At 49.6% G+C, this 13,095-nt stretch carries 11 protein-coding genes; 1 reads left to right on the forward strand and 10 read right to left on the reverse strand.

Translation table 11 applies throughout. The annotated features are described in order from the left end of the window. Positions 1-154 precede the first annotated feature (154 nt). Complete coding sequence (locus B5D63_RS14675) at positions 155-2,686, forward strand: ATP-binding protein (RefSeq protein ID WP_078669530.1); 2,532 nt, start codon at positions 155-157, stop codon at positions 2,684-2,686. On the opposite strand, the gene B5D63_RS14680 is transcribed toward B5D63_RS14675, so the two are convergent. From B5D63_RS14680 to B5D63_RS14725, 10 genes are all read right to left on the reverse strand, one after another. Further along, entirely contained in the window at positions 2,687-4,396 is a 1,710-nt protein-coding gene (locus B5D63_RS14680; RefSeq protein WP_078669531.1) for a sensor histidine kinase, read from the reverse strand. After that, the gene (locus tag B5D63_RS14685; protein WP_078669532.1) at positions 4,393-5,517 is read right to left on the reverse strand and encodes a histidine kinase; all 1,125 of its coding nucleotides are present in this window, start codon (positions 5,515-5,517) and stop codon (positions 4,393-4,395) included. The genes B5D63_RS14680 and B5D63_RS14685 overlap by 4 nt, the downstream gene beginning before the upstream one ends. Positions 5,518-5,523: 6 nt before the next feature. Continuing rightward, entirely contained in the window at positions 5,524-6,612 is a 1,089-nt protein-coding gene (locus B5D63_RS14690) for a porin (RefSeq protein ID WP_078669533.1), read from the reverse strand. A 55-nt stretch (positions 6,613-6,667) separates the two neighbouring features. Further along, positions 6,668-7,231 (reverse strand): K(+)-transporting ATPase subunit C, encoded by a 564-nt coding sequence (locus B5D63_RS14695; protein ID WP_078669534.1) that lies wholly within the window; start codon positions 7,229-7,231, stop codon positions 6,668-6,670. Positions 7,232-7,259: 28 nt separating this feature from the next. Next, positions 7,260-9,308: a potassium-transporting ATPase subunit KdpB gene (kdpB, locus tag B5D63_RS14700; protein WP_078669535.1), complete on the reverse strand. Its 2,049-nt coding sequence runs from the start codon at positions 9,306-9,308 to the stop codon at positions 7,260-7,262. A gap of 25 nt (positions 9,309-9,333) precedes the next feature. Beyond that, a complete protein-coding gene (gene kdpA / locus B5D63_RS14705) occupies positions 9,334-11,049 on the reverse strand; it encodes a potassium-transporting ATPase subunit KdpA (protein WP_078669536.1) in 1,716 nt (571 codons plus the stop codon). 50 nt (positions 11,050-11,099) lie between these two features. Further along, complete coding sequence (locus B5D63_RS35760; RefSeq protein ID WP_078670327.1) at positions 11,100-11,177, reverse strand: potassium-transporting ATPase subunit F; 78 nt, start codon at positions 11,175-11,177, stop codon at positions 11,100-11,102. Between the two features lie 108 nt (positions 11,178-11,285). Continuing rightward, complete coding sequence (locus B5D63_RS14715; protein WP_078669537.1) at positions 11,286-11,627, reverse strand: DUF7674 family protein; 342 nt, start codon at positions 11,625-11,627, stop codon at positions 11,286-11,288. 206 nt (positions 11,628-11,833) lie between these two features. After that, positions 11,834-12,313 (reverse strand): hypothetical protein, encoded by a 480-nt coding sequence (locus B5D63_RS14720; RefSeq protein ID WP_200817006.1) that lies wholly within the window; start codon positions 12,311-12,313, stop codon positions 11,834-11,836. Then, positions 12,303-13,088 (reverse strand): hypothetical protein, encoded by a 786-nt coding sequence (locus tag B5D63_RS14725; RefSeq protein WP_078669539.1) that lies wholly within the window; start codon positions 13,086-13,088, stop codon positions 12,303-12,305. The genes B5D63_RS14720 and B5D63_RS14725 overlap by 11 nt, the downstream gene beginning before the upstream one ends. Positions 13,089-13,095 lie beyond the last annotated feature (7 nt).

Here is a 13,095-nt window from a genome sequence, read left to right on the forward strand (position 1 = left end):
TGATAACACATATTCTTTACATGTACCGCATCAGAAAAATGAACAAGATGAACAACAATAATGCTTTTTTTTAGGTAAATTTCAGGAATGAATCCTCCAACGGGGAAACAACCCCGGCCAAAACAGCAAACTAGTCTGTGAAACCAAAAATCTGATGAGAAATATTGCCCTCACCGTCATTACCCTCGTGATAGCCGTACTCATGGTACTCAGCGGCTTCATATTTTATGCCGGGATGGTACAAAAAAGAACCAACGAAGCCGTCAACTGGATCACCAACAGCCAGAACATCACCAACCAGGTCCGCGCCATCGCCATACTGGATTATAAAAGCACCGCCAGCATCAAAGACCACCTGCTCAGCAACGGTAACATCCCCCTCGAGGAAGCCCTGCTGCAGGACAGCATCCAACAGGCACTTCAGCACCTGTCGGGCAACAGGCATAATACCGCCTCCCAGCAAGGCTACCTCCAGGCCATTCAAAAACTACTGCTCCAACGGCGCCATACCAAACTGCAGATGGTCACCATGGCCGCCACCCATCCGGCCAAAGCGCAGGAAATGGTGGTCAGCCCTGCCTTCACCGCGCAGACAGACAGCCTTCGCGAACTCGTTGCCACCTATATCCAGGCGGAACAACGGGAACTGCTCGAGCGTAACAATAACGACTCCTCCTATACGACATGGTCATTCCGGGTAACGCTGATCATCAGCGCCTTTATGCTCGTCCTCCTCATAGGAGAGGTCCGCTACATCTTTAAACTGCTGTTCAGAATAAAGACCTGGAGCAACCAACTGCTCAAAAGCGAACAAACCTTCAAACGCCTCGCAGAAGAAGCCGAGCCGATTATCTACAAATCCACCATACACGGCTTTTTCACCTACGTCAGCCCCCGCGCGGAAGAACTGACGGGCTATCCCAATACCACCCTCGTGGGCAAACATTATTCCCTGCTGCTGGAAGACAAGGAATTCGAACGGCTGAAAACCTTCTACCTGCAACAGCTGGAGAACGGCGACGAATACTCGTCGCTCCGCTTTGAAATCATTACCCGCACCGGAGAGAAAAAATGGGTGGAACAACTGGCTTACCTCCTTACCGGCGACAAGGGCCGTAAAGAATTTGAATGCATCGTCCGCGACATCGACCAGGAATACCGCAAGGAACAACACGTGCAGTACCTCCAGAAAAGACTGGAAGCCATCCTGGACAATATGCCCTCCATGATGTTCGTAAAAGATATGCCCGGCAATTACCTGCTGGTCATCATCAACGAAATACTCGATTTCTCCAAAATAAAAGCAGGCAAACTGGAAGTCGTCAGCGAGCCGTTCAACCTCCGCGAAGTGATGAACAGCACCGTTTTCCCCCTACAACTGCAAGCCCGGGAAAAAGGACTGGCCTTCAATGTCCGTACCGCGGAAAATATGCCCGCGGAACTGCTGGGCGACGCGGTAAGACTCCGCCAGATTCTCACCAACCTCATCGAAAACGCAATTAAATTCACCCCCAAAGGCTATGTAACGGTGACGGTTACACTGGTATCCGCAGATAAAAACAATTCCGGCGTCCGGATAGGTTTTGAAGTAAAAGATACCGGCATCGGCATACCGGCAGATAAACTGGAGGTCATCTTTGAAAGCTTCTCCCAGAGCCATAAAGGCAATAGCCGCGATTTTGGCGGCACCGGCCTGGGCCTCACTATTTGCAAACACCTGATAGACCTGCAAAACGGCACCCTCAAAGTAGAGAGCAGCCCCAATACAGGATCTGTATTCTATTTTGAACTACCTTTCACTAAAAATCCTTTCCCACGACCACACCAACAAGACCAGCCGCAGTCGCCTTCTACGGCATTACCGTTGCGGGGACTGTCTGTTCTGATCGTGGAAGACAACCGTATCAATCAACAGGTAGCCTATTACACGCTGAAGAAAGGCGGATGCTCCCGCATAGACGTTGCCGATAGCGGCATGGCCGCACTCGAAATATTAAGTACCAAATCCTATAATTGCATCATTATGGACCTACAAATGCCCGGCATGGATGGTTATGAAACCACCCGTGCTATCCGTAACAACGGAATCAATACCAGCATCATTGCCCTCACTGCTTCGGCACTTGATGGCGAAAGGGAACGCTGCCTGCAGGCCGGGATGAACGACTATGTGTCCAAGCCCTTTGAAAAAGAAGACCTGTTCCGCAAAATCCAGGCTTCTACCAGCAACAGCAACGACCAGGGTCCGCAACCGGAACACCGCCCCGGGCCGGCGCAACACCTGTCTAACCCAACCGGCGGCGACAACAGCACCCCGCCGCCCTCCAACACCGGGAGAGAAGAAAAACCACCCATCAGCTTCGAATTTATCCATCAGGCGGTAGCCGAAGATGAAGTGAAAATTGTACTGGAAGAGCTGGTGCTCACCATGCCCAATTACATCTCTCAAATGCGGCAATATATCGAGGAAAAAAACTGGCATGAAGTGGGTAACATCGCGCACCAGCTGAAAGGAAACCTGGGCTTCGTTTCCATGCATGAAGCCGTACAGCTGGCGCATGAGATCAACAGAGGCGTCGTGCTCGACAACAATTATGAGGAGATTTCCCGCAAAGCGGCGAGAATAGAAGAATTATTCAATCACTTTAAACCTGCTATTGAAGCGCATATCGCTACCTGCCCGTGATTACTGCGCCGCCGGTAATGTAAAATAAAACAGGCTGCCTTTGCCTTCTTCACTGGCAACACCGATCACACCGCCCTGCGCTTCTATAAACTCTTTGGAAATGGCCAGTCCAAGGCCATTTCCCTTATGCCCCTTTCCCCCGGGCACCTGGAAAAACCGCTCGAATATCCGGTCGCGGAAAGCCAGCGGTATTCCCTTGCCGTAGTCCTGCACAGAAAAAGATATCATGCTGGTGCCGGTATCCTCCACCTTCAGGTCTATCGCCGATTTCAGGGTGGAATAGCGGATGGCATTGGTCAGCAGGTTGACCAGCACCCACGCGGTTTTTTCCACATCGGCCATCACCCGGGGCAATACCTCCGGAACATGCTGCCGGATAGTGATTTCCCGCTGGGCGGCCTGCTTCTGCACCGTGTCCAGCGCATATTGCACAATGTTTAACGCGGTGACTGGCTGCGGCTGCAACTGGATGTTACCACTCTCCACCTGCGAGAGGTCCAGCAGCTCACTCACAATCTTGATCATCCGCTGGTTGTCCTGCTTCATACTTTCCAGCAGCTCCCGTTGCTCCGGCTTCAAAGTACCTATACGCTCGTCTTCCAGCAATTTGATACTGAAGTCAGACGATGCCAGCGGCGTTTTTAATTCATGGGAGATAGTCGCGATAAAATGTGTTTTGGCAAGGTCCTGCTCCTTAAAAGCTGTAATATTTTTAAGGATAACGACATAGCCTATACGATGATCTTCATGCCGGATATCGGCCACTTCCTGCGTAAAGAAACACTCTTTACCCTCCACAACAATCTTCAATGGCACATTCTCCCGGGGATTGATCAGGAAACGCAGCAGGTCATTCTGCTTCGCGATCTCATCGGCGGAATGCCCGATCAGCTCCTTCTCCTGCATGTTCAACAGCTGCAAGGCCTGCGCATTGGCAAAGAGCACGGTATTCTGTGTGTCAAAACCAATGGTAGCATCTTTCAGGCTGCTGATCACCGCTTCGGCACGTTGTTTTTCAAACGTAATACGGGCGATATTGCTGTGCTCATATTCGTCCAGCCGCTGGGCCATGGTATTAAAAGCAGTGGCCAGCTCCCCGAATTCATCGTTGGACTTAAAATGCAGCCGCTTGCTGTATTGTTTATCGGAAATGCCCTTGATGGCCTCGGTCAGTGCTACGATAGGGCTGGCAATATAACCAGGGAAGTTGTATACAAAGGTGAAACCCAGCAGGAAACACACCCCGCTGATGATAGCGATGTACAACAGCGCATGATCGGCCGTGCGTTTTACCAGCTCGTTTTTCCCCACAATCGCGTTCATGTTGAGGTCCATGATAGTATAGATACCGCTTTTGATGGCCGCCACATCGGCAGGATTCGCTACGCTGTCTTTCTGTAACCGTTCAAAGATGGCCGTTACTGTAGCCGTGGCGGCATGCTCCCCGCGTTCGGTCACATTGGCCTGCTGCTGTTTCAGGTTGGTGGCAAACTGCTGCAGCGCCTGCGCCCTGCGTACCGGCAGGTCTTCCAGCGCCACCATCATGTTCTTGGCGTACTCCAGCGACTCATAGTTGTCTTTCAGGATGATCTTGGCCTTATCGGTCAGCCGGTTCAGGTAATAGTATCCCAGTACACTGACAATCAGCAGCATAATATAGAGGAACAACACCCCTAAAGTAATCTTCGTTTTTAACCTCAGTGTACTCATGACAGGATAATCAAATCTATGTCGTTGGAAGAAAGTGTTTTCAGCAACTGGTTAAACAGGTTGGTCCGCAGAATGATCCGGAACAAACTGATATGTGGTTTGCCGATACAAACGGTGGTGATCTGCTTATCCAGCGCCACGCGGATGATCGCCTCTGAAATACGCGCGTCATGTTCCTGCACAACTTCCGCACCTAATTCTGTGGCCAGCTTCAGGTTATTGATCAGGTGACGCTGCGCGGCCAGCGGTATCTTCTCTACGCTTTCCCGCGGCGTCTGTACATACAGCACAAACCAGTCGGCATGGTAATAGGCCGCAAGGCGGGCGGTTTTCCGGATCACCTTACGGGCCACTTCATCGTTGGTGGAGATGCAGGCGAGGAAAGACTCATGGCGCAGCTGCTGGCTCCTGGGCACTTCGGTTTCCACTTTTCTTTCCACCTGTGTGGCCACTTCTTTCAGGGCCAGCTCCCGCAACTGCAGGATTTTATCCGCCTGGAAGAAGTTCCGCAGGGCCGTCTCCACTTTAGACTGGTCATAGATCTTTCCTTCCTTCAACCGGGTGATCAGTTCGTCGGCGGTGAGGTCAATGTTCACCACCTCATCGGCCATTTGCAGCATACTGTCGGGCACCCGCTCCTTCACCTCCACGCCGGTAATGGCTTTCACCTCCTGGTTGATGCTCTCGATATGTTGTATGTTGACAGCCGAAATGACATTGATGCCGGCATTGAGCAGGTCTATCACATCCTGCCAGCGCTTTTCGTTTTTGGAACCGGGAATATTGGTATGCGCCAGTTCATCCACCACCACCCATTCCGGCGCCAGCAGCAGGATGGTGTTGACGTCCATCTCATCCAGCATCTTGCCTTTATAGAAAACCTGCCTGCGGGGGATCGCAGGCAGGCCTTCCAGCAGGGCGTGTGTTTCCGTACGCCCATGCGTTTCTATATATCCGATCTGGATATTGATACCGTTCCTCAACATGGCATGTGCTTCCTGCAACATGCGGTAAGTCTTTCCCACACCGGCGCTCATGCCAATGTAGATCTTGAACTTACCCCGGCCGCTTCGGCTGGCCAGATCAAGGTAGTGCTTTACTTGTTGTTCTTTTTCTGTCATGATAAATTAAAACCACACTGCCAGCGATGCCGTCACAGCTGCATTGTTGTTTTTAAGGTCTGTCCCTTTGATGAATGTTTTGTCCCTTCCGTTAAACATCCTTCCTTCTACACGAAACATCACATTGCTGACGGGTGCAAAATCGAGGTTAAGGGAATAGCCGGTGGTCTGGAATCCATGCGGGGTATCTGTTGCGATCACCACGCCATCCGCGTCGTTAAAATACTCCACTCTTCCTGCCGCCGCCAGTTTATCCGTGAAAGCGTAGCGGGCAATGACAATGGGCGTATACCAGTTGGACAAGTCACTGCTGCCTTTTGCTTTCTGTTGCAGACCATAATCTATCCCCGCTATCAGACTGAATTTATCTGTTATACCAAAGGTACCATAAAGGTTGTTAAAATAACGCATCCGGCGGGTGCTGTCGGGCAGGTCATTGCCTGCATAAGTGCTCCAGTTCAGCAACACTTTAGCGGATGGTTTGAAGGTGATCTGTGTACCGAAATTGGGTGTCTGATTACCGTCTACCCGTTTGGTACGCTGCCAGCCGTTGAGGTACATAGCGGCGAATGACCATTTATCATTGGGCGTCCAGGTGATTTTGGCGCCGGTTTCATAGTAGGGAGAGTTTTCCGCCAGCATACTACGGGTAAGGGTATAGCAGTCTTTCCCGATAGCGCTTTCAAAGCCGATGTGGGCGGGCATGATACCGGCATCGATCCACACGTTTTTGCCCACCCTCACGCCTACATTCGCTTCGTAGACGTACTGGAAAATGGAAGGCTCGGCCGCCAGGTTGTACTGGGCATAAGTGCCCGCCATCAGCGCGATGTTACCGCGTACCCGGTCGGAAGTATAGTTGGCTTTCAGCATGGCGAGGTTCAGGTTCAGCTCATTGTGCCGGTTGAAATTATACAGGAAACCGGGCCTGGTATGATTGGCCGGCTGGTTAAAATCATAGCTGTAATAGGCTTCGGCATAACCGGAAAATGTCAGCTTACCTTTCTCTTTTTCTTTCTCTGTAGTTGGTTCCGTTTGGGCAAAAAGGGTGATAGTAGCGGCCAGAACAGCTACCAGCAATAAAATCTTCTTCATAAATTTTATATAGGTTAGATAGATTTCCGGTGATGGCTCACCGGAAACCTGTTATTTATTTTAACTCGTCGAGGGCGACATTCAGTTTGAGTACATTGACAGTAGAAGGGCCAAACATACCCAACATAGGCGCCTGGGTATTGGCGTCTACCAGCTGTTTCAGTTTCTCCGGCGCCATGCCCCTGGCTTTGGCCACACGGGCAATCTGCACGTAAGCAGCAGCAGGAGAGAGGTGCGGGTCCAGACCACTGGCAGAAGCGGTCACCAGTTCTGCCGGGATATCTGCTTTTTTCACGTCCGGGTTGTGCGCGAGGAAAGTGTCTGTTCTCTCGGCCACGGTTTTCAGATAGTCCGGGTTGCCAGGCGCTTTGTTGGAGCCACCGGAGCCGGCGGCGTTATAATCCACAGCGCTCGGGCGGGACCAGAAGTATTTATCATCGGTGAACTTCTGTCCTATATTTTCATACCCTACTACTTTTCCATTATGCGTTACCGTTACACCGCCGCCTTTACCGGGCGCCATTTTAGCGATACCGGCTATGAAGAGCGGGTAGATGCCTGCCAGCAGTACCAGCAGGAGAACGGTCAGTTTAACAGAGGGCAGGAGATACTTCTTCATTTTCTTATTTTTTTATTTTCCCATTTTACTACATAAAGAGCGCGATCAGCATATCAATCAGTTTGATACCGATGAAGGGAGCGATAACGCCGCCTACACCATATATCAGCAGATTCCGGCGAAGCAGTGCGCTGGCGCCGATAGGCTTGTAGGCCACGCCGCGCAATGCCAGCGGAATAAGCATAGGAATAATGATCGCGTTGAAGATCACGGCGCTGAGAATAGCTGTTTCAGGGCTGTGCAGCTTCATGATATTGATACCCTGTAAAGCAGGGATAGAGGCAACGAAGAGCGCTGGTACGATGGCGAAGTATTTCGCCACATCGTTAGCGATGGAGAAAGTGGTGAGGGTGCCGCGTGTCATCAGCAGCTGTTTACCGATTTCCACGATCTCGATCAGCTTGGTGGGGTCGTTGTCCAGGTCCACCATGTTACCGGCTTCTTTGGCCGCCTGGGTACCGCTGTTCATGGCCACGCCCACATCGGCCTGGGCCAGGGCGGGGGCGTCGTTGGTACCGTCGCCCATCATGGCTACCAGCCGGCCTTCCTGCTGTTCCTTGCGGATGTACGTCATCTTGTCTTCCGGTTTCGCTTCCGCGATGAAGTCGTCCACACCGGCTTTGGTGGCAATGTATTTGGCGGTGAGCGGGTTGTCACCGGTGACCATTACGGTTTTCACGCCCATTTTACGAAGGCGTTCAAAGCGCTCGCTGATACCGGGTTTGATGATATCCTGCAGTTCGATGACGCCCTGTACTTTACTGTTGAGGGCCACTACCAGCGGAGTACCGCCGTCGCGGGAGATCGCCTCCACGCGGGCTTGCGTATCTTCCGGGAAGCGGAAGCCTTCTTTTTCGGTGAGCTTCCTGATAGCATCATAAGCGCCTTTGCGGATACGGTTGCCATCGGCCAGGTCGATACCGCTGCTGCGGGTTTCGGCGGTGAATTTCACCAGGCTGGCGCCGCTCACGGTCAGTTTGCTGACAATGTCTTTGCCGGCCAGTTCCACGATGGACTTACCTTCCGGCGTTTCGTCCGACAGGGAGCTGAGGGCGCACAGCCGGATAAACTCTTCCGGTGCATGACCATTGGAAGGATAAAAATTGGTGGCTTTACGGTTACCGATAGTGATGGTACCGGTTTTGTCCAGCAGCAACACGTCAATGTCGCCGGCTGTTTCCACAGCTTTCCCGGATTTGGTGATCACATTGGCGCGCAGCGCGCGGTCCATACCGGCAATACCGATAGCGGAAAGCAGCCCGCCGATGGTAGTGGGGATCAGACAGACAAACAGGGAGATAAAAGCCGCGATGGTGATCGGTGTCTGCGCATAGTCCGCAAATGGTTTCAGCGTCACACATACAATGATGAACACGAGCGTGAAGCTGGCCAACAGGATAGTCAGCGCAATTTCGTTCGGTGTTTTCTGACGGCTGGCGCCTTCTACCAGGGCAATCATTTTGTCGAGGAAGGATTCGCCCGGCTCGGTGGTCACCCGTACTTTGATATGGTCAGACAGTACCTTGGTACCGCCCACTACACTGGATTTGTCACCGCCGGCTTCACGGATCACCGGTGCAGATTCACCGGTGATAGCCGATTCGTCGATGCTGGCAAGTCCCTGGACGATCTCCCCGTCGGCCGGGATGATATCGCCCGGATCGCAAACGAAAATATCGCCTTTGCGCAGGGAAGAAGAAGAAACCACTTTCACTTCGTTGGTGAAAATTTCTCCTATCAGCTCTACTTTTTTGGCAGGTGTTTCTTCCCTGGTGCGGCGCAGGCTCTCTGCCTGCGCTTTGCCGCGTGCTTCTGCAATGGCTTCGGCGAAGTTGGCAAACAGCACAGTAAGGAAGAGTATGATAAAGACGATGAAGTTGTAAGTTGCACTACCCTGGTCCGTGTTTTTGGTAAAGGCAGCGTACAGGGCAACGATCAGCATCACCACCGTACCCACCTCCACGGTAAACATCACCGGGTTTTTGATCATCAGTCTCGGATTCAGTTTCACGAAGGACTGCTTCAGGCTTTGCAGCACCTGCTCCTTCGGAAACAATGTATTATCTCTTTTCTTCATGGTAATTGTTCGTTATAGTTTATCATCAGTACAGGGAGAAATACTCTGCAATCGGGCCCAGCGCCAGTGCAGGGAAATAGGACAAGGCAGTCAGTACCACGATCACGGCGAACGTCATAGCGCCAAAAGTGATCGAATCTGTACGCAGGGTACCGGCGGATTCCGGGATATATTTTTTAGATGCCATAATACCCGCGATAGCCAAAGGACCGATGATCGGCAGGTACCTGCCCAGTATCAGCACAAAGCCGGTGGATACGTTCCAGAATACGTTGCCGTCGCCAAGGCCTTCAAAACCGGAGCCGTTGTTGGCGTTGGCAGAAGTATATTCATACAGCATCTCGGAGAAACCGTGGTAGCCGGGGTTGTTCAGCCAGGCTGACGGCTTCACGGCCCAGTTGGCCTCCGGGTGATGAGCCAGTACCCAGGAGGAGAGGGCCGTGCCCGCCAATATCAGGAAGGGTGACAGCAGCGTAATGATAGCCGCGATCTTCACCTCTCTGGCCTCCAGCTTATGTCCCATCAGTTCAGGTGTACGGCCTACCATCAGACCGGAAATAAACACCGCGATGATGATAAAAATGTAATAGTTGAGAATACCCACACCGCAACCGCCATAGAAGCAGTTCAGCATCATACCCAGCAGCTCCATCATACCGGTCATCGGCATGGTGCTGTCATGGAAGCCGCAGACTGAACCAGTGGAGATAATCGTGGTAACGGTACTCCAGTAACCGGTGGCAGCAGGCCCAAAGCGGACCTCCTTGCCTTCCATGGCGCCGGTAGCCTGTTGTATGCCCATGTGCGCAATAGCCGGATTACCATTTATTTCTGCCATCATGGTAGGTATCAGCAGGCATATCATCCCGATGGTCATCACCCCGAAAATGACATAGGCAAATTTGCGGCGGTTGATGAACATCCCCAGCGCGAATACCATGGCGATAGGAATCACTACCTGCGCAACCATTTCTGTCATCCAGGTAACATAGTTGGGGTTCTCCAGCGGATGGGAGGAGTTTACTCCAAACCATCCACCACCGTTGGTGCCCAGATGTTTGATGGCCACGAAACCGGCAGCAGGGCCGCGGGATACATTCACAGTGTCACCTTGCATCGTTACCACCGTGTCTTTACCGTCGAAGCTGGCGGGCGTTCCGTTAAACGCCAGTATCAAGGCTATAATAACGCAGAAGGGTAAAAGGATACGGGTGTTGGTCTTCAGGAAAATATCCCAGAAGTTGCCCAGTTTGGTGGTGGTCTTTTCCTTAAATGCTTTGAATACGACGATCAGCGCGGCGATACCGGTGGCAGCGCTCACAAACTGCAGGAAAGCCAGTACAAACAACTGGGTGAGATAGGTCATCCCTGTTTCACCGGAGTAGTGCTGCAGGTTACAGTTCACCAGGAAACTGATGGCGGTGTTAAACGCCAGGTCCGCCGATTGTCCCGGATTGCCATCGGGGTTCAGCGGTAGCTTGTCCTGGAACATCAGCATAAAAAAGGCATAGACAAACCACACCAGATTGATGGTCAGCAACGCTTTTAAATGTTCTTTCCAGGTCATTTCCTCTTTGGGATTGATCCCGGAAATCTTAAAGAACAGCCGCTCCATGGGAGCCATAAAATCGGACCAGGTTTTTTCGCCTTTGAATACCTTTACGATATACCTTGCCAGTGGCCAGGCCAGTAGTAATGTTAGTCCATAGGTGGCAATAACGCCTAAAATTTCTGTTGTCATTTCTAATTAATTAAAAAGCATGTTGCATGCGGCCACAGATAAAGGCCATCTCAGAATTTCTCCGGTTTCAGCAATACATATATCATGTAGCCGAAGACCAATATTGATAACACGAATAAAGCGGTCATAACAGATTTGTTTATCAGATTTTTTCAAAATAATCGACAGCGGCAAAGAACAGGGCAAAGCAGGCCAGTCCCGCGAGTACCAGTAATACAGTCATCATAAAAATTGTTTTAAAGCGCTATTGTTTGTAAATGTTGAATTCTGACAGTCCTGAGAGAAGAAGGTAACATGTCCCGGTGATGCGTACACAGTATAGGAGACAACGCATATATAAATACACTTTCAATAGCATTCCGTAGCACACTGCTGCCATTGCGGTACAGTACCCCGGCGACAGTAAAACAACGTTTCACTTCCTGTATTTGTTCGTGACGGATCATATTGCCGGTATAATCGGCAAATGTGTGGATCACTTTGCTCACTCTTTCTTTGGCTGTCAGTTGCTCCATAGGAAATGACAAGCCGGGGATCTGTAAACCGATCAATTGTGAGATTTTCGAGTCTGGTAACATGTGAATCAAATGTTTTGATACAATGACTGGCATACCAGCCAGATGCCAGTATTAAAAAAGGATTAGAAAATTCTTATAACTAATTGCAAATCAATTAAATAAATCGAAACTCAAGTAATCCGGCAAAAAAGAAGAAAGGGGAAACCATGCAGAATCTGAAGGGTTGTTTCAAAAACGGAAGGGGATAGGTATTTTATTGTAACGCATTAAAATGGAAGTACGCCAAAAACTGATGTATAGGGGTTATACAAATTAATAAACTGGAAATGTGGTGAATCAAGTTGCTTTAAAAGTTCATAAATTTTTTGACTTTCTCCATCGGAGGAAAGATAGTACGCAACTTCGCCTTCTACATCAGCTGTAGCAAATAATTTGGTATCATTAGGGATTATATTGCGTTCATTTAATTTTAAACGCCCCTTATTTGAGAATATTAAATTAGCAAATACACCTGTTCGCTTGGCGTGATCAATATTATAGGTAAGTACTTTTAGGGATCTCAGCGGTAGTTCATCTACGGTACCACGCACACAATACTCCCCAATGGATATTGTTGAAATGTACATTGGGATGTCATTCTCAATAAAATATCTGAAATAGCCATCTGCATTAGCAAATAGAGGATCTCTTTCGTTGAGAAACCGGAGAAAAAAGCTTGTATCAAGTAAAACGCCCTTATGCATCATACCCTCCTCTTAATTCTCTTAACCAGGCATCAGCATCAAAACCTTTTTCCCAGTTATGACTGGCTTTTTTCCTCAGCGCGTTAAGGTAATCCTCGTCATACTTCGGATGATAATCTATTAATTCTATAAATTTTAGGCTGGATTTATCGATTTCACCTGTTTCTGTATGTTGTTTTCCAACTGCCCTAATGCCATAGGGTTTATACAATAAGTTGTTCTCCAGCTTTTCCAGATAATCCTTAGATGTGTGAACGATAACTATACCCTGATCACTGGTTGATATATGTATGTTTGATTTGTCCTTCCCTCCCATATTGGTTATTTTACCATAAAAATAGAACTCGGCATCAGCCCAAACACTTGTGGTACGGGAAAATCTGGTATTTTGATCTATGCTAACACTGTTACTGTTTTCAAGGGAAGTATTAATTTCGAAAACATATCGTTTTTTCCGAGCCATATCCTGAAAACATTCAAATGCCTTCGCTGTAGGTAAATCCAAAAAATCAATTGATTGATCATGGGCAACTTGTCCAAGCACTGCATTAAACCCAATAATGTATTGAATTGATGTTTTGAAAATATGACGGACAGACCCTTTTTCCAGTTGGTAGGTAATTAGGGGTCTGTCTTTTTTATCATTGTTTGGACTCAACAAACTCTCTCCATATTCCAACACCTCCCTAATTTCCCTAATGTCATAATTATCCGGACTCAGGTCAATATTACCTATTGACCCGGTTATCCTGATTTCTATATGACCAATTTTTTCCACATTCTAA

The organism is Chitinophaga eiseniae (genome assembly GCF_900167135.1).
In the GTDB taxonomy this organism is placed as follows: Bacteria; Bacteroidota; Bacteroidia; order Chitinophagales; family Chitinophagaceae; genus Chitinophaga; species Chitinophaga eiseniae.